The organism is Paractinoplanes polyasparticus (assembly GCF_019710575.1).
GTDB lineage: Bacteria > Actinomycetota > Actinomycetes > Mycobacteriales > Micromonosporaceae > Actinoplanes > Actinoplanes polyasparticus.
This window is the reverse complement of the sequence record NZ_JAHWFK010000063.1, coordinates 1-16,933: the sequence shown is the minus strand read 5'-3', so window position 1 is coordinate 16,933 and position 16,933 is coordinate 1. Positions and strand designations below refer to the sequence as shown.

At 71.9% G+C, this 16,933-nt stretch carries 18 protein-coding genes; 11 read left to right on the top strand and 7 right to left on the bottom strand.

What is annotated here, in order from left to right:
* Nucleotides 1-30 precede the first annotated feature (30 nt).
* A complete protein-coding gene (locus KXC43_RS45595) occupies nt 31-969 on the bottom strand; it encodes an SDR family NAD(P)-dependent oxidoreductase (protein WP_221382544.1) in 939 nt (312 codons plus the stop codon).
* 44 nt (nt 970-1,013) lie between these two features.
* On the opposite strand from KXC43_RS45595, the gene KXC43_RS45590 reads away from it, so the two are divergent.
* On the top strand, nt 1,014-2,198 hold the full coding sequence (locus KXC43_RS45590) for a zinc-dependent alcohol dehydrogenase (protein WP_221382543.1): 1,185 nt from the start codon (nt 1,014-1,016) through the stop codon (nt 2,196-2,198).
* Nucleotides 2,199-2,248: 50 nt separating this feature from the next.
* Here the strand turns inward: KXC43_RS45590 and KXC43_RS45585 are convergent, their stop codons facing one another.
* Nucleotides 2,249-3,052, bottom strand: coding sequence for an SDR family NAD(P)-dependent oxidoreductase (locus KXC43_RS45585; RefSeq protein ID WP_221382542.1), 804 nt, complete (start codon nt 3,050-3,052; stop codon nt 2,249-2,251).
* Nucleotides 3,053-3,080: 28 nt separating this feature from the next.
* The gene (locus KXC43_RS45580; protein ID WP_221382541.1) at nt 3,081-3,656 is read right to left on the bottom strand and encodes a TetR/AcrR family transcriptional regulator; all 576 of its coding nucleotides are present in this window, start codon (nt 3,654-3,656) and stop codon (nt 3,081-3,083) included.
* Nucleotides 3,657-3,741: 85 nt separating this feature from the next.
* On the opposite strand from KXC43_RS45580, the gene KXC43_RS45575 reads away from it, so the two are divergent.
* The gene (locus KXC43_RS45575; RefSeq protein ID WP_221382540.1) at nt 3,742-4,176 is read left to right on the top strand and encodes a universal stress protein; all 435 of its coding nucleotides are present in this window, start codon (nt 3,742-3,744) and stop codon (nt 4,174-4,176) included.
* Between the two features lie 32 nt (nt 4,177-4,208).
* Here the strand turns inward: KXC43_RS45575 and KXC43_RS45570 are convergent, their stop codons facing one another.
* Entirely contained in the window at nt 4,209-6,905 is a 2,697-nt protein-coding gene (locus tag KXC43_RS45570; RefSeq protein ID WP_221382539.1) for an ATP-binding protein, read from the bottom strand.
* Nucleotides 6,906-6,962: 57 nt separating this feature from the next.
* Here KXC43_RS45570 and KXC43_RS45565 point away from each other — a divergent pair, with 57 nt between their 5' ends.
* The 5 genes from KXC43_RS45565 to KXC43_RS53070 all read left to right on the top strand — a co-directional run bounded on the left by KXC43_RS45565 (nt 6,963) and on the right by KXC43_RS53070 (nt 11,411).
* Complete coding sequence (locus KXC43_RS45565; protein ID WP_221382538.1) at nt 6,963-7,205, top strand: hypothetical protein; 243 nt, start codon at nt 6,963-6,965, stop codon at nt 7,203-7,205.
* A gap of 9 nt (nt 7,206-7,214) precedes the next feature.
* Complete coding sequence (locus KXC43_RS45560) at nt 7,215-8,333, top strand: FAD-dependent monooxygenase (RefSeq protein WP_221382537.1); 1,119 nt, start codon at nt 7,215-7,217, stop codon at nt 8,331-8,333.
* Nucleotides 8,334-8,453: 120 nt separating this feature from the next.
* Nucleotides 8,454-9,089: a DNA-3-methyladenine glycosylase family protein gene (locus tag KXC43_RS45555; RefSeq protein ID WP_221382536.1), complete on the top strand. Its 636-nt coding sequence runs from the start codon at nt 8,454-8,456 to the stop codon at nt 9,087-9,089.
* A 28-nt stretch (nt 9,090-9,117) separates the two neighbouring features.
* The gene (locus KXC43_RS45550) at nt 9,118-9,807 is read left to right on the top strand and encodes a response regulator transcription factor (RefSeq protein WP_221382535.1); all 690 of its coding nucleotides are present in this window, start codon (nt 9,118-9,120) and stop codon (nt 9,805-9,807) included.
* Nucleotides 9,804-11,411 carry a sensor histidine kinase gene (locus tag KXC43_RS53070; RefSeq protein ID WP_221382534.1) on the top strand — a complete coding sequence of 536 codons (1,608 nt, stop codon included), beginning with the start codon at nt 9,804-9,806 and terminating at the stop codon, nt 11,409-11,411. The genes KXC43_RS45550 and KXC43_RS53070 overlap by 4 nt, the downstream gene beginning before the upstream one ends.
* On the opposite strand, the gene KXC43_RS45540 is transcribed toward KXC43_RS53070, so the two are convergent.
* From KXC43_RS45540 to KXC43_RS45530, 3 genes are all read right to left on the bottom strand, one after another.
* Nucleotides 11,389-12,468, bottom strand: coding sequence for an acyltransferase family protein (locus KXC43_RS45540; protein ID WP_221382533.1), 1,080 nt, complete (start codon nt 12,466-12,468; stop codon nt 11,389-11,391). The genes KXC43_RS53070 and KXC43_RS45540 overlap by 23 nt on opposite strands.
* 198 nt (nt 12,469-12,666) lie before the next feature.
* Entirely contained in the window at nt 12,667-13,071 is a 405-nt protein-coding gene (locus tag KXC43_RS45535; RefSeq protein ID WP_221382532.1) for an SMI1/KNR4 family protein, read from the bottom strand.
* 10 nt (nt 13,072-13,081) lie between these two features.
* Nucleotides 13,082-13,384, bottom strand: a complete 303-nt coding sequence (locus tag KXC43_RS45530) for a hypothetical protein (RefSeq protein ID WP_255645951.1) — start codon at nt 13,382-13,384, stop codon at nt 13,082-13,084.
* On the opposite strand from KXC43_RS45530, the gene KXC43_RS45525 reads away from it, so the two are divergent.
* The 4 genes from KXC43_RS45525 to KXC43_RS45510 form a co-directional block, all read left to right on the top strand.
* The gene (locus tag KXC43_RS45525) at nt 13,377-13,904 is read left to right on the top strand and encodes a class I SAM-dependent methyltransferase (protein WP_221382600.1); all 528 of its coding nucleotides are present in this window, start codon (nt 13,377-13,379) and stop codon (nt 13,902-13,904) included. The genes KXC43_RS45530 and KXC43_RS45525 overlap by 8 nt on opposite strands.
* A gap of 8 nt (nt 13,905-13,912) precedes the next feature.
* The gene (locus tag KXC43_RS45520; RefSeq protein WP_221382531.1) at nt 13,913-14,497 is read left to right on the top strand and encodes a cadmium resistance transporter; all 585 of its coding nucleotides are present in this window, start codon (nt 13,913-13,915) and stop codon (nt 14,495-14,497) included.
* 64 nt (nt 14,498-14,561) lie between these two features.
* Nucleotides 14,562-15,569 carry a LacI family DNA-binding transcriptional regulator gene (locus tag KXC43_RS45515; RefSeq protein WP_221382530.1) on the top strand — a complete coding sequence of 336 codons (1,008 nt, stop codon included), beginning with the start codon at nt 14,562-14,564 and terminating at the stop codon, nt 15,567-15,569.
* Between the two features lie 120 nt (nt 15,570-15,689).
* A partial coding sequence (locus KXC43_RS45510; protein ID WP_308129560.1) for an extracellular solute-binding protein occupies nt 15,690-16,933 on the top strand: 1,244 nt, incomplete at its 3' end.

Below are 16,933 nucleotides of genomic sequence, written 5' to 3'. Positions count from 1 at the left end.
GATACCCGGCATCCCGGCCTCTAAGCCGATCTAGCTGCGAGGTAGCAAACGTCTCACCGAGGCGCCGGCCACCAGCGCCGCCCCCGCGACCACCGCGCCCACCTGGGCGCGGGTCCAGCGGCCCGGACCGCCCTCCACGCGTGGCCGCGGGCCGAAGACGTTGCCGTCCGTTCCGTCGATCGCCTGCCGGGACAGGCCGCCGCGCCGCATCAGGGGGGTGACCAGCACGTCGTAGACGGGGGGCAGCAGCGTGAAGCCGAGCTCGATCAGGCGGTTGGTCGCGCCGACCGAGACCGAGGGCCGTGGCTTGCCGGCCAGCCGCACGACGCGGGCCGCGATGCGCTCGGCCGAGTCGACCGGCGGCGGGGGACGGCCGACGAAGCCGGCGTAGTTAGCCGCGCTCGTGTAGATCGGGGTGTCGACACTGCCCGGGGCCATCAGGCAGACGTGGATGCCGGGCGCGTCCCGGGTCTCCTGCTGAAGTGAGCGGAACAGGCCGCGTTGTCCCCACTTCGCGGTCACGTAGGCCGAGATGTACGGGACGGTGACATGGGACAGCAGCGAGCTGACGCCGATCAGCGTGCCGTGGCCCTGCGCCCGGAACTGCCGCAACGCGGTGCGGGCGACGTTCGCCGAGCCGAGCAGGTCGGTGGCGATCATGTGGTCGAACACCTCGGGCGGCACGTCCTCGAACTTTCCGTACGCCATGACGGCGGCCGAATCGACCCAGACGTCGACGTGCCCGTACCGCTCCACGGCCCGGCTCAGCAGCCCGTCGAGATCCCCGCGGCGGGTGATGTCGGTGGGGACCACCAGCGGGTCGTTCCCGCAGGCAGCGGCCACTTTCGCCAGGTCGTCGGCGCCGCGCGCGGCCAGCACCAGCCGGTCGCCCCGGGCCGCGAAGGCGAGCGCCGCCGCACGGCCGATGCCGCTGGAGGCGCCGGTCAGGACCACTACACGTGAACTCATGGTTGCTCTGCATACCCGCCCGTTCGCCGGGTATCCGGCGTCATATGCGTGCATTGACATGGCAAGGAACCGGCAAGGTCAGCGTCGACACCGTTCCCGACCCGGTGATCCAGGAACCGACCGACGCGATCGTGCGAATGACCTCCACCGCGATCTGCGGGTCGGACCTTCACCTGTACGACGTTCTGGGCATGTACCTCGACGCCGGCGACATCCTCGGTCACGAGCCGATGGGCATCGTCGAGGCGGTCGGCGCCGAGGTCACCCACATCAAGCCGGGCGACCGCGTGGTGATCCCGTTCAACATCTCGTGCGGGCACTGCTTCTACTGCCGCAAGGGCTACTTCGCGCAGTGCGAGACCACCCAGGTCAAGTCGCAGAACAAGGGCGCCTCGCTGTTCGGCTACACCAAGCTCTACGGCCAGGTGCCGGGCGGCCAGGCAGAATATCTGCGCGTGCCGCAGGCGCATTTCGGCCCGATCAAGGTGCCCGACCACCACCCCGACGAGCGCTACCTGTTCCTCTCCGACGTGCTCACCACGTCGTGGCAGGCCGCGCAGTGGGCGGACATCGAGAAGGGCAGCACGGTGCTCGTCACCGGTCTCGGCCCGATCGGCCAGATGTCGGCCCGGATCGCCCGCCACCTCGGGGCCGAGCGCGTGATCGCCGTCGACCGGGTGCCCGAGCGGATCGCGATGGCCGAGCGGCACGGCATCGAGGTGCTCAACGACGAGAAGGTCGACGACATCGGCGCGGCCGTCCGCGACATGACGCACGGGCGCGGCGCCGACTCGGTGATCGAGGCGGTCGGCATGGAGGCGCACGGCACCCCGTTCCAGGCGGCGGCCATGAAGGCGGCCGGGATGCTGCCCGACGGGCTGGCCCGCAAGGCCACCGAGACGTTCGGCATCGACCGGATGGGGGCGCTGCGCACGGCGTTCGACGCGGTGCGACGGGCCGGCACGATCTCGATCATCGGCGTCTACGGCGGCCAGGCCGACCCGTTCCCGATGATGGACCTGTTCGACAAGGGCATCACGATGCGCATGGGCCAGGCCCACGTCAAGCACTGGGTGGACGACATCCTGCCCCTGCTCACCGGCGACGACGACCCGCTCGGGGTGGACGACCTGACCACCCACCGGCTGCCGCTCGAAGAGGCCCCGCACGGGTACGAGATCTTCAAGAAGAAGGAGGACGGCTGCATCAAGGTGGTCCTCAAGCCCTGACGCACGTACCGGGAAAGGGGCCGCTCCGGCGGCCCCTTTCCCGTCGGCGACTACTTCTCGGCGGAGCCGGGCTCGGCCATCTTGCGGTGCATCTCGGCCTTGGCCTTGTCCGGCAGGACCTTGGACGCGGCGCCCTGGATCTTGGTCTTGGCCGAGCCGGCGACGACCTTCTCCTTGTCCTTCATCAGGGCCTCGAACCCCTGCTTGGCCACCACCGCGGGGTCGTCCTTCTTGCCGGCGCCGACATTCGTGTCGTCCATCTCGGCGCGGTGGAAGAAGTTGGTGTCGGTGGGGCCGGGCATCAGGGACGTGACGCTGACATTCGTGTCCTTGAGCTCGGCCCGCAGGGCCTCGGCGAAGGACTGCACGAAGCTCTTGGAGGCGTTGTAGACGGCCTGGTAGGTGCCGGGCATGGTCGAGGCGATCGACGAGGTGAACAGCACCTTGCCCTCGTCGCGGGCGACCATGTCGGGCAGCACCCGCTTGGCCAGGTGGACGGTCGACGTGACGTTCACGTCGATCACGTTCAGCTCGTCGGCCAGGGTGGTCTGATGGGTGAAGTCGCCGCCGATGCCGCGGCCCGCGTTGAGCGCGATCGCGTCGACCGGGCGGCCGGTCTCGAGGATCGCCGCGTAGAGCGCTTCGACGCCCTCGAAGTGCGCCAGATCGGCCCGTACGGCGGTGACCTGGTTCTGACCGTCGCGGCGCAGTGCGGTGGCCGCGTCCTCGATGCCGTCCTCCTCGGCGGTGACGAGCAGGTCGTAGCCGTGCTCGGCGAACTGCCGGGCGAGTTCGAACCCGATCCCGCTGGACGCGCCGGTGACTACTGCGAACGGATTCGTCGTCTGTGTCATGTCGTACGGGTGCCCCGCGACGACCGGGTTATTCGCCGCGGCCGACCGCGTTCAGCAGGAAATCGACGAGCCGGTTGGCGTGGGTCGCGTTGCCGTCCGGCGCGGCGGTGAGCGCGTGCATCATGGCCCCGCCGAGCAGCGTCTCGAGCAGCAGCGTGACCGACACCGTGGGGGAGAGCTCACCCCGGGACATGCCCCGCTGGACGATCGCCCGGGCGGCCAGGATCTGCGCCGACCGGGTGGCCGCGTAGTTCTCGGCGACGCCGGGGATCGCGCGGCCCTCGACCATGAGCCGGATGGCGGCCCGGCTCGACGGCCCGGCGTAGACGTCCAGGATCTGGGTGGCCAGCTCGACCAGATCGCCGCGCAGGGTGCCGGTGTCGACGTCGCTGACGTGCGGCAGGCCGGCCGTCAGCGCGTCGGTGAGCAGCGCCTCCTTGGTGCTCCAGCGCAGGTAGAGCGAGGCCTTGCCGACGCCCGCCCGGCGGGCCACGGCCTCCATGGCGAAGCCGGCCCAGCCCGCCTCGCCGAACAGGTCCATCGCGGCGCGGGTGATCCGGCGGTCGACCTCGGGGTCGCGGGGCCGGCCGGGAGCAGTGGTCATGAGTCCCCATATATTGCTGAACGGTTACCGTCAGGATACACTCTGGATAACAGAACAGTGAGCGTTCAGTAATTAAGGGTGGCTCATGCGCGACGGCCCCAGCACGATCCTCGTCGGTGTCGACGGCTCCACCTCGTCGCTGCGGGCGGCCGCGTACGCGCTGGGCCTGGCCCGCAGGCAGGGCAGCCGCCTGGTCGCCGTCTATGTGCGCACCCCGCCGTCGGCCCTGCTGCCGCTGGCCGACACCGGCGGCGCGGCGGCCACCGTCATCGACACGCAGGACGCGCTGGAACAGGAACTCCGCACCGCCTTCGCCGAACACCTGCGCGAAGTCGACGTCGACGCCCGGCTGCTGGTGCGGGCGGGCGAGCCGTACACCGAGCTGTGCGACGCCGCCCGGGAGGTGCGGGCCGACGCGGTGATCGTCGGCCGCTCGGCGAACCTGCTGCACCGGGTGGCCGGCTCGATCGGCAACAAGCTGGTCCGCTGCGGGCGCTGGCCGGTCACCGTCGTGCCGTGACGGGCCCGGCCCCGCACATCAGGGTCGCACCCTCATTCGCGGTCGTGCTGTTCGACCGCGCGGGCGACCTCGACGCGCGAGCTGACCGACAGCTTGTGGAACAGGTTGCGGACGTGGGTCTCGACTGTCTTGCGGCTCAGGTAGAGCTCGCCGGCGATCTCGGCGTTGGTGCGGCGGTCGGTGATCAGCCGGGCGATCTCGAGCTCGCGCCCGGTCAGGGTGGCCAGGCCGGAGCGGGGCGCGCTGCGATGATGGACGCGGCGGTGGCCCAGGCGGCGCAGCAGGCGCTCGGCCTCGGCCCGCCGGCGCGGCGCCCCGCACCGCTCGTACGTCTCGCAGACGAGCCGGAGCTGCCGGACGGCCTCCTCGGTGTCGCCCGCCTCGGACAGGGCCCGCGCGGCCAGGAAGCGGGCGTGGGCGACCTCCACCACCGTGCCGTGCCGCGCGGCGGCCAGTGCCAGCTCCGCGGCCTCCCGCGGGCGGCCCTCGTGCCGGGCGACCAGGGCGCCGGCCAGCGCTGCGCCCTTCGCCTCGGCTCGCGGGTTCCGGCCGGCGGCCAGGTCGCTGCGGACGGCTGCCTCCAGGGCAGCCGGGCGCAGCGGGGCCGGGATCAGTGCCAGGTCGGGGACGACGGCGGTGGCCGCCTCGCCCGCCTCGACCAGCGCGAGGGCGAGCTGCAGCCGGGACCACACGCCCGGGAACGTGTCGACGGCCGGGCCGTGCGCCTCGACGGACTCTTCGGCCAGCGTCCGCGCCAGGGCCGCCTCTCCGCAGGTGGCGGCGACGGAGGAGCGGGCCAGCAGGGTCCAGCCCAGCATGGACGGGTTGCCGGCGGCGCGGGCGACCTCGACGGCCTCGTCGAGCAGCGCGGCTGCCTCCGGCAGGCGGCCCAGCGCGGCCCGCGCCAGGCCGGTCCAGAACATCACGGGCACGTGGTGCCGGGCGACCGCCAGGGCCCGCTCGGCGTGGCGGCCGGCCTCCGCGTGCCGTCCGGTCAGGAACTCGGCCGCCGCCAGCTGGGCCACGATCGGCTCGGGCGAGAGAACCAGCTCGTCGTCGGCGCGCGCGTCGAGCAGGGCGGCCGCCTCGGCGCAGGCGGCCGCGGCGGTGGCGGTGTCCCCGGCGAAGGCGGCGCTGAACGCGAGGCGCATGGCCGCGGCGGCCACGCCGTTCGGTTCGCCCAGGTGGACGGCCATGTCGCGGGCCTGCCGGGACCAGTCGACGGCCTGGGTGAACTCGAGGCGGAACAGGTTGTCCTGGGCGATCGCGGTCATGAGCGTGGCCGCCTCGGCCGGGTGGGCCTCGCCGACCCGGTCCAGCGCGGTCGTGAGGCGGCGGTGGGCGGAGTCGTGGTGGCCGAGCGTGTGTTCCAGGGCGGCGCAGGATGCGATCAAGGTGACCCGGCGGGTGAGCTCCGCCGGTGGCGTCAGCTCGATGGCGCGTACCAGAGAGTCTTTCGCCTCCCCGAGACGACCGGCAGCGCCCAGCGCGCCGCCGAGCGCGGCCCACAGCTCGGGCGCCTCGGGCTGCAGCTCGGTCGCGTGCCGGTACCAGCGGGCGGCCTCGCCGGGAGCGCGCCGAACGACGTCGTCGCCGGCCGTCCGCAGCAGACCGACTGCCTCCGGATCGCCCGGACGCGCGGCCTGCACGATGTGGTGAGCCCGTCCCGCCGGCGGCACCCCGCGCTCGGCCAGCGCGCGGGCGAGCCGTTCGTGCGCGCCGACCCGCCAGGCCCGGGGCGCGGCCTCGTAGACCGCCCGGCGTAGCAGCGGATGCCGGAACCGGAACCGGCGGGGCGCGTCGGTGGGCCGGACGAGATCGCGGTCGAGCAGCACGTCGAGGGCGTCGGCGACCGCGGTCTCGGACTGGCCGGCGGCCGTCGCGACGAGCTCGAGCAGGAACGGGTCGCCGGCCACGGCCGCGCCTTCCAGCACCCGGCGGACGCCCGGATCGAGCAGGGCGAGCTCGTCCGACATGGCGATCGTGACCGCGGCCGGCACGCCGTCCGCCTCGGTTGCCGCGACGGGCCGTGATCGGCGACCGGCCCGGGCCAGCTGTCCCAGGTAGAACGGGTTGCCGCCGCTCTCGGCGTAGAGGGTGTCGCCCTCCGGGCCCAGCAGTTCGCGCGCGTCGCCCAGGCTGAGCGGCCCGAGGTCGAAGCGGGTCACCAGGCTCCCGGCGCGGTCGAGGCCCGCGGTCAGCCGGCTCGCGGTCTGCCGGGGCCGCAGCGCCAGCCCGAGCAGCACGGGCGCGATCGGCGGGCGGCGCAGCAGCGCGCAGACCAGCTCGACCGACGCCGAATCGGCCCAGTGCACGTCGTCGAGCAGCAGCACCACGGGCCTGGCCCCGGCCAGCACTTCGAGCAGCTGGCGCATCGCGCGGTGAGCCCGGTAGCGAGGGTCTCCGCGCCCCTGCGCCTTGGCCGGCCAGGACGGCAGGAGCTCGGCCAAATCATCGTCGAGGCCGTCCGGCGGGGCCGCCCGCAGGTACTCGTCGAGCGCGTCGACGAACAGCCAGTACGGAAGGTCGCGCTCGAACTCGGAGGCGCTGCCGGCCAGCACGAGCAGGCCCCGCGCGTCGGCCCGCGCGCCCAGCTCGGCCAGCATGCGGCTCTTGCCGATGCCCGGCTCGCCGGCGAACACGGCCACCCGCGCGTCGCCGTCCTTCAGCGATTCGAGCAGGGCGCCGACCGCTTCCACTTCGGCGTCGCGCCCCACCAGGGGTTCCATGAGCCTCAGGGTCGCACCCCGATGTCCGTCCGCGCGAGGGGCAGCAGGCTCGTGGTTGTGCCGCACTTCCTTCTCCACAACCGACACACGGCCGGCGACTGCGGGGTCGTGTTCGCCGCCTTCCGCGGTTTCCCGAGCCCGCTCCGGCACACCCCGGCCCTGGCCACCTGCCGCAGCGGCGGCCACGAGGTCTGGTGGCGCACCACTGCCACCGACGAGCCGGCCGCGCTGCGCCAGCTGCCCCACTACGTCGCCACGGCCACCACCGCGACCCGCGTCGAGCGGGTCGACACCCCTTGAGGAGTCACCATGACCGTCAGCACCGAAGTCCTCATCGCCGGCGCCGGCCCGACCGGACTCACCCTGGCCTGTGCGCTGGCCGCGCGCGGTGTCGACCACGTGCTGGTGGACGCGGCCGAGCGCGGGGCGAACACCTCGCGGGCGGCGGTGATCCACGCCCGTACGCTGGAGGTCCTCGACGAGCTGGGCGTGAGCGACGAGCTCTGCCGCCGAGGGATCGTGGTGCCGCGCTTCACCGTCCGCGACCGTGACCGGGCGCTGTTCCAGGTGCCGTTCGCCGGTCTGCCCACGAAGTTCCCGTACACCCTGATGCTGCCGCAGAACGAGACCGAACGGATCCTCGGCGAGCAGCTGACGTCCAGCGGCGGCACCGTGCGGTGGCAGCACCGGGTGACCGGCGTCGACGAGGACAAGGTGACCGTGGCCGGTCCCGGCGGTTCGATCGAGCACGTCCGGGCGCGGTTCATCGTGGGCTGCGACGGCCTGAACAGCGTCGTCCGCGAGCAGGCGGGCATCGGCTTCTCCGGCGCCCGCTACGCCGAGTCGTTCGTGCTGGCCGACGTCTCGATGACCTGGCCCTACCCGCGCGACGAGGTGAACCTGTTCTTCTCCCCGCGCGGCCTCGTCGTGGTCGCGCCCCTGCCCGGCGGCCGCTACCGCATCGTGGCCACCCTGGACGAAGCCCCCGAACGCCCCACCGCGGCCGACGTGCAGGGCCTGCTCGACGAGCGCGGCCCCGGCGCCTCGGTGGCCGACGTGGCCTGGAGCTCCCGCTTCCGGGTGCACCACCGGCTGGCCGACAACTACCGCCGCGGCCCGGTCTTCCTGGCCGGCGACGCCGCCCACGTCCACAGCCCGGCCGGCGGCCAGGGCATGAACACCGGCATCCAGGACGCGGTGGCCCTGGCCCGGGTGCTGACCGCGGCCGCGCCCGACCTCGACGCGTACGAGCGGGAGCGCCGCCCGGTCGCAGCCGGAGTGGTGCGGATGACCGACCGGATGACGCGCGTCGCCACCGTCCGGAATCCCGTGGCCCGCGCCGCCCGCAACGCCGTGCTCACCGTGGCCGGCCGCTCCACCCGGCTGCAGCGCAAGCTGGCCCTGAACCTGTCCGAACTCTCGGCCTGACGATCGTGACGCTCCTGCCGCCCGGCTCACCGTCGCGCGGACACCCGTGAGAATTGGGCGCACTGCGTCCGAGAGCCTGCGGGCGATGGCCGCGGCGGCTTGAGCGACCCGCCTGCGGGCATGATCGGGCTCGTGATGAGTCAGGAGACGGTGCGCACCGGGGTCGAGGAGCTGCTGCGGCGGGAGCCGGTCTTCGCCGGGGTGGTGGAGCGCCATGGGGTGCCGCCCACGTGGGCTCGGGAGCCGGGGCTGGGCTCGCTGGTGCACATCATGCTGGAGCAGCAGGTCTCGCTCGCTTCGGCTCGAGCTGTGTTCGAACGGCTGAAAGCGCTGGCGGATCCGCTCACGGCCGACAATCTTCTGCGGCTCGACGACCTTCAGCTGCGGCAGGCCGGATTCAGCCGGCAGAAGGCGCGGTACGCCCGCGCGGTGGCCGGTGCGGTGGTGGCGGGCACGCTCGACTTCGGGGCCCTGGACAGCTTGGGTGACGACGAGGTGGATGCCGTCCTGCAGTCCGTGCCGGGGATCGGGCCGTGGACGTCGGCCGTCTACCGGCTCTCGGTGCTGGGCCGGCAGGATGCGTGGCCGGCGAGTGATCTGGCGGTCATCGCGGGGATCGCGGCGTTGTGGCGGCTGCCGGTGCTACCTACGCCGGCTGAGACGGTTGCCAGGGCGGAGGCGTGGCGGCCGTGGCGGGCGGTGGCTGCTCGCTTGATCTGGCAGGAGTATCTGGGCGTACGGGGAAAACGCCCTTGAACTTGCGGATCTTTGCTTTCATCGGCCGGTGACCACGCGGATCCTGATCGCCGAGGACAACCCCAAGCAGGCTGAGGTGGCCGTCGCCTACTTGCGGCGGGAGGGGCATCAGGTGACGTGGGTGGGTGACGGGCCGGCGGCGCTCGAGACGCACCGGGAGTTGCGGCCCGACCTGGTGGTGCTGGACGTCATGATGCCGCTGCTGGACGGGGTCACCGTGTGCCGGGTCCTGCGGGCGGAGTCGGAGACCCCGATTCTGATGCTGACCGCGCGGGCGGGCGAGGACGACGTGCTGCGCGGGCTGGACGCCGGCGCCGACGACTACCTGACCAAGCCGTACAGCCCGCGCGAACTGGCGGCCCGGGTGCGCGCCCTGCTAAGGCGATCGGGGGCGCTGCGGGACAAGGATCAGCCTGTTCTGCGTACGGGAGATCTGGAAGTCGACGTCGGGCGGTTCGAGGCCAGGATCTCGGGGCAGGCCGTCGTGCTCACGGCCAAGGAGTTCGGCATTCTCGAGGTGCTCGCGCGCACTCCGGGGCGGGCCTTCACCCGGGCCGAGATCATCGAGAAGGCGTTCGGGTTCGACAAGTACGTGCTCGAACGCACCGTGGACGCCCACGTGCGCAACCTGCGGCGCAAGCTCGGCGACAACCCGGACGACCCGAAATACGTGCAGACGGTCTACGGACGCGGCTACCGGCTCGCGGAGCAGTCGTGAGTTTCCGCGTACGGGTCTTCCTGCTCGTCGCTTTCGTGGCGCTCGGCGCGACCACGGTGACCGCGGCCCTGATCCTCGACCAGGCCGACAACCAGGTGCGCGAGGCCGTGTCCGCTTCGCAGGAGACCACCGAGCTGATCCGGCAGCAGCTGCTCGACAAGGCCGTGCTCGAGGGCACCTGGCAGCGCGTGGACCAGACGGTCACCGACCTGCGGGATCGCACCGGGCAGCGGATCCGGCTCGTCGACCCCTGGGGCACCGTGCTGGTGGACACCGATCACCTGGAGGGGCGGGCCGCCCGGCCGCCCGGCGCGTTCGTGCAGATCGTCGACCCCACCCCCACGCTGATCCTGCGAGCCGACGACCCCGACCCCCACGCGACCACGCTGAAAGCCGTCCGCAGCTACCGCAACGAGGTCCTGTTCGCCGCCTGCCTGTTCGACCTCGAGTACGGGGTCGAGGTGGTCACCGGCCCCGACGGCCTGCCCCGGCACCTGCTGCCCCCCGACGTCGGCCGGGAGGAGACCGGGTGCACCGACCAGCCCGTCAGCCCGGAGCAGGAGCGAGAGGATCGGCTGGAGATCCAGCGGTGCGGCCCGGGCGCGTCGGGGGTGGTGCCGGCGTGTCTGCAGGCGGCGTTCCGCCGGCAGATCGCGTACGCGTCGGAAGCTCCCCAGCCGCTGACGCTCACCGTCGGCGCCGCCAACGAGCCGGCCCGCGGTTTCGATGCCGGCCCGATCCTGCTCATCACGGTGATAGTGGCGGTCCTCGTGACCGGCGGCGCCCTGCTGATCAGCCGGCGCGTGCTCAGTCCGATCAGCACACTGACCGCGGCCGTACGCAGCCTGGGCAGCGGCGACCGCTTCGGCCGGGTGCCCGACACCGCCCGCGACGAGCTGGGCGAGCTGTCCCGCGCGTTCAACCAGATGGCCGACTCGGTGCGCGCGGCCGACGCCGACCAGCGCCGGCTGATCGCCGACGTGGCCCACGAGCTGCGGACGCCGCTGGCCAACCTGCGCGGCTACCTGGAGGCGATGCAGGACGGGGTGCTCGACCCCACGCCCGAGCTGTTCGCCTCGCTGCACGACGAGGTCATCCACAACCAGCGCATCGTCGACGACCTGCAGGAGCTGGCCCTGGCCGAGGCGGGCGCACTGGTCTACCACAAGGCGCCGACCGACCTGGCCGAGCTGCTGGAGACGGTGCGGACCGCGCACCGGGCCGACCTCGTTGTCGAGGCGCCCGGGCCGCTGATGGCTGACGTCGACGCCGACCGGATCCGGCAGGCCGTCAGCAACCTCGTCGGCAACGCCCTGCGGGCGACCTCGGCCGGCGGATCGGTCACCCTGCGCGCCCGCGCCGCCGGCGACCGGGCGGTGCTCGAGGTCGTCGACACCGGCACCGGCATCGCCGCCGAGCACCTGCCGCTGGTGTTCGACCGCTTGTGGCGGGCCGACCCGGCCCGCGGGCGGGACTCCGGCGGCAGCGGGCTCGGCCTGGCCATCGTCCGGCAGATCGTGCGTGACCACGGCGGCGAGGTGACGGTGCGCAGCACGCCCGGGGAGGGCAGCACCTTCGTGATCAGCCTGCCACGAACGACCTGAGCCGGGGTGCCAGCGGTCTCTCCACGAAGCGGTGCACCAGCCAGGCGACACCGAGCAACAGGGCGATCGTGGCCGAGAGCAGCAGCCAGGCCGGCAACTCGGTGCCCTCCCGGGCGCCGCGCAGCACGGTGTAACCGATGCGCTGGTGCAGCAGATAGAACGGGTAGGTCAGGGCGCCCGCGGTGGCCAGCGAGCGGACGTTCCAGTGGTCGGTCGCTCCGAGCGCGATCGCGGTCAGCGCGGCCACGGCCAGCGTGATGATCACCAGCGCGGGCGCGGCCGGCACCTCGAAGCCGGGGCGCAGCTCGGCCACCCGGGCTGCCATCCGGGGCAGGACCAGCAGCCAGCCGCCGGCCACCAGCCCCCACAGCCACGGGGTGGGCCCGAACCGGCGCATCAGGCACAACGCGACGCCGATCGCGAAGTAGGGCGCGAAGTCCGGCATGACCACCGGGCCGGTCCAGTCCGGCAGCAGGGGCCCGGCCCCGGCCGCGACCAGCCAGACGGTGGCGAATCCGGCCACCCGCCGGTAGGTCAGGCCCCACATCACCAGCAGCGCGAACAGCAGATAGAAACGCAGCTCGGCCCAGAGCGTCCAGTAGACGGTGTCGACCAGCCGCACCCCGGCCGGCTCGGCCAGCATCGTCAGGTTCACCAGAGTTTCCCGTACGGTGGGCACGCCGCTGACCGGCACACCGGTGCTCACCGGCCACAAAGTCACCACAGTGGCCGTCAGCACCACACAGGCCCAGAACGCCGGGTACAGCCGCGCGATGCGAGCCGCCGCGAACTGCCGGAGCGTCCGGTCGAAGGCGCTCATCCCGATCACGAACCCACTGATCAGGAAGAACATCTCGACCCCGAGAAACCCGTAGATCAGCACATGGCTGGCCGTCGGCAGGTGGTACTCCGGCAACCGCACCCCGTCCAGCCGCCACGACACCGAGTAGTGGTAGCCCGCCACGCCCAGGGCACACACGAGCCGGAGCCCGTCCAGCGCATGGAGCCTGGTCGTTCGCGCGGTCACCGGGCGCGCCGCGGTCATGCTGCCTGTCATGGCCCAGGACCCTGAGCCCGACCTGTGCAGAACTGATGAAGACCCCGCGCGAATCCCGCTCCGTCGGCCCGCCGGGTGGTCAGGCGGAAGCGAGCGCCCGGCGCGGGATCAGGGTCGCCAGCAGCATGGTGGCCGCGCCGGCGGTGGCGATCGCAGTGGCGGGGGAAGTGGCTTCGGCCAGGACGCCCAGGCGACGACTTAGCCCGTCCGGCTGGTCCAGAAGTCGCCGACGTCGTTGGCCAGCCATAGCGGAGCCGGCGTCAGCGCGTCCCACAGGAAGACTCCCGGGCCGCCGTCGCGCGGCACGCAGAACGGGCCGCCGGTGCCGTCGTCGCCGAAGGCGACCAGCTCGCGGCGGCGGGGGCCGTCCTTGGCCCAGTCCGCCTCGTTGCGGGCCGGCAGCTGGGCCAGCGGCCAGATCACGAACCACTGCCCGCGCTCGTCGTAGACGCCGTCGCTGACCCGGTACAGCCGTCTGAGCTGCAACGGCAGGCTGGCCTGGAGCAGGTCCTCGTAGTGGGCGAGGTCCCCCTCGGTGGCGGCCGCCTGCAGCTGAATGCCGACGGCGGTGGTCAGCAGGCGGTGCCAGTCGGTGAGAACCATGCCCGAATTGTCACATATGGGGGTAAACGTGATGACGACCCAGCGGGAGCATCGGCGGCTTGCCCGACGTGGGGTCGGTGATGACCTGGCTGTCGAGGCCGAAGGCGGCGCGGACGCAGGCCTCGGTCAGCACCGTGGCCGGGTCGCCGGCGGCGTGCAGCCGGCCGTCAGCCAGGGCGATCAGGTGGTCGGCCAGATCGGCCGTGCGGGTGGCGTCCAGCGCCGCGGCGACGGCGACGTCGTCCTCGCGGCTCCAGCGCGAGAGCAGGCGCTGGTGCGGGCTGGCCCCGCTGCCGGCCGGGACGGTGGCCACCGAGGGCTGGCAACCCAACGTCGCCGTGGCCCGCGACCGGCTGACTCCGCTCGGGGTGGAGGTGCGCTTCGCCCCCGGCCCCGAACTGCCGGCGACCGACCGCTCGGCCGACACCGTGCTCAACCGGCACGGGCGCCTGAACCCGGCCGAGGTCGCCCGGGTGTTACACCCCGGTGGCAATCTTCTGACCCAGCAGGTAGGCAGCGACGACTGCCGCGAGATCAACGAGGCCCTGGGCGCTCCCGAGCCTTACGACACCACGTGGACGGCCGAAACTGCGTCAGCGCAGCCGGCTGCGGCGGGTCTGACTGTGCTCGAGGTCCGCGAGGAATGGCCGGCGTTCACGTTCCATGACGTCGGCGCTCTGGTCCATCAATTGCGGGCCGTGCCCTGGCAGATCCCCGATTTCACGGTGGCCGGTTACGAGGAGCCGTTGCGCCGTGTCGACGCCCGGATCCGGGCGACCGGCGAGTTCCGGGTGCGCGCCCACCGCTTCGTCATTCGGGCCCGCGTAGCCTGACGCTCGAGATGAGCTGGGGCATTGCCGGGCAGGCGGTGGGGCTGTTCGCCGTCACCAATGTCGACGACATCGTGATTCTGGCGCTGTTCTTCGCGCAAGGAGCGGGCCGCCGCGGAACGGCCCGGAACATCACCGGCGGGCAATACCTGGGCTTCGCCGGAATTCTGGTGGCGGCCGTCGCGGCGGCGGCCGGGGCCTCATTCTTGCCGGAGCGAGTGACTCCGTTTCTGGGGCTGTTGCCGTTGGCCCTCGGGATAAAGGCTGCGGTTCAAGCTTGGCGGCAGCGCGGCGACAGCGAGGAAGAGGGCGAACGGCAGCAACGGGTGCCGGGCCTGTTCGAGGTCGCTGCCGTGACATTCGCCAACGGCGGCGACAACATCGGGGTCTACGTGCCGGTCTTCGCCACCGCAGGCGCGGGGGGCACGGCCGTCTTCGTGAGCGTCTTCCTGGTGCTCGTCGCGGTCTGGGTGGCGGCCGGGCGGTTCTTCGCCACCCGGCCGGTCATCGCCCGGACGCTCAGCCGGTGGGGGCACGTCGTGCTCCCCGTCGTGCTGATCGGCCTCGGGATCGTGATCCTCACGGGAGCGCTGTAGCGGGCTCTGGACTTAACGCGGCCGAAATGTTGCGATACAGCTTTCGGTGCGAGCGGAGGCACGGGTGGAGAAGGCTCGGCGCGCGACCCTGGCCGCGGTCGCCCGGGAGGCCGGGGTCTCGGTGCCCACCGTCTCCAAGGTGGTCAACGGGCGCACCGACGTCGCGCCGGAGACCAGGGCGCGGATCGAGTCGCTGCTCGTGCGGCACGGGTACGTGGCTCGGGGGGCCGGCGGGGCCCAGGTCGCGGCCCGCACCGTCGAACTGGTCTTCGACGCCATGCAGACGCCGAACAACCTCGACATCATGCACGGCGCCCTCGAAGCCGCGTCGGCCGAGCAGGTCGACGTGGTCGTGGGAATCCTGCCCGAGGACCCGCTCGGCGCGGCCTGGGCCCGCCGGATGGCCGCGGCCCGGCGCGAGGGGCTGATCCTGGTCACCTCGGACATCAATTCGCAGCAGGCGCGGCACTTCGCCGAGCAGCACATCCCGGTGGTGACGATCGACCCGGTCAACCTGCCCAACCCGGACGTGCCCAGCGTCGGCGCCACCAACTTCAACGGCGGGATGGCCGCCACCACCCACCTGCTCGAGCTGGGGCACCGCCGGATCGGCTTCATCGAGGGCCCGCCGGGCGCCATGGTGGCCATCGCCCGCCTGCACGGCTACCACGCCGCCCTGGCCCAGCGCGGCCTGACCAGCGATCCCGAGCTGATGATGGCCGGCCCGTTCATGTTCAACACCGGCTTCACGGCCGCCCTGGAGCTGTTGGGGCGCACCGCACGGCCGACCGCGCTCTTCGCCTCGAACGACAGCCAGGCCCTGGGCGCCATCGAGGCCGCCCGCACGCTGGGTCTGCGGGTGCCCGAGGACGTCAGCATCGTGGGCTTCGACGACATCTTGGCCGCCCGGTGGTCGGCGCCGCCGCTGACCACCGTCCGGCAGCCGTTCGCCGAGATGGGCCGGGTCGCCATGCGCAACCTGCTGCGCCTGGTCGCGGGGGAGGAACTGGCTGCGCCGCGCATCGAGCTGGCGACCCAGTTGATCATCCGGAAGTCGACGGCGGCGGTCTGAGTTTTCGGCGCGGGGCGTCGAAAGTTTTCGAACCCTTGACATGACCTTTTCGCAATCTTACGTTAACGCCAGCTCGCCTCCCCGGCTTCTCGCCTCCCGGCTTCGAGTACGGAGTTCAACGTGATCAATCGGCGTAATTTCCTCGGTCTTGGTGTGGGAGCCGGCGCGGCCGCCGCGCTCGCGGCCTGTGGCAGTGACGGCCCCAGTGACAGCAGTGGTGGCAGCAGCAGCGGCGGTGGTAGTGGTGGCGGTGCGGCCTCCTACTGGTCGTTGAGCGGGCCGCCCGGTGAGCCGGTGCGTAAGGCGTCTGTCAAGCGGTTCAACGACGCCAACCCGGATACCAAGATCAGTGAGTTGTATTTCCAGAACGACGCGTACAAGCAGAAGATCAAGACGTCGCTGGGCGCGAACCAGGGTCCGACGATGATCTGGGGCTGGGGTGGTGGTGGCCTCAAGGAGTACGTCAACTCGAACCTGGTGGAGGATCTGACCGATTGGTTCGGTCAGAACGCGGCGGTGAAGGACAAGATCCTGCCCAGCTCGTTCGGTGCGGCCACGGTCAACGGCAAGATCTACGCGATGCCGATCGAGACGGTCCAGCCGATCGTGTTGTTCTACAACAAGAAGGTTTTCGAGCGCGTCGGTGTGCAGCCTCCGAAGTCGTGGGGCGAGATCATGGCGTTGGTGCCGAAGTTCAACGCGGCCAAGGTTGCCCCGTTCTCGCTGGCCGGGCAGTCGCGGTGGACGAACATGATGTGGCTGGAGTTCCTGCTGGACCGCACGGCGGGTTCGGAGGTGTTCGACCGGGTGTTCGCCGGTGAGAAGGGCGCGTGGAGCGACCCGGCCGTGCTGGACATGCTGACCAAGATCCAGGATCTGGTGAAGGCCAACGGGTTCCAGAAGGGCTTCAGCTCGACGACGGCTGACTCGAACGCCGACCAGGCGCTGCTCTACACAGGCCGGGCAGCCATGATGCTGCACGGTTCGTGGTCGTACGGCATCCAGACCGCTCAGGGTGGCAACTTCGTCAAGGACGGCGGGCTGGGCTGGATGAACTTCCCGGCCGTCGAGGGCGGCAAGGGCGACCCCAGCAACACCGTCGGTAACCCGGGTCAGTACCTGTCGATCTCGTCGAAGGCCAGTGCCGAGGCCAAGGAGACGGCGAAGAAGTTCTTCTCGACGACGCTGGTCGACGACGCCGAGAAGGAGGCGTGGGTCAAGTCCGGTGGTGTGCCGGTGCTGAAGAACAGTGAGAGCCTGTTCACCGGTGGCGACGCGCAGTTCCTGAAGGACATGGCGGCGATCGCGAACGGCGCCAAGACGTTTGCGCAGTCGTGGGACCAGGCGTTGAGCCCGACCGCGGC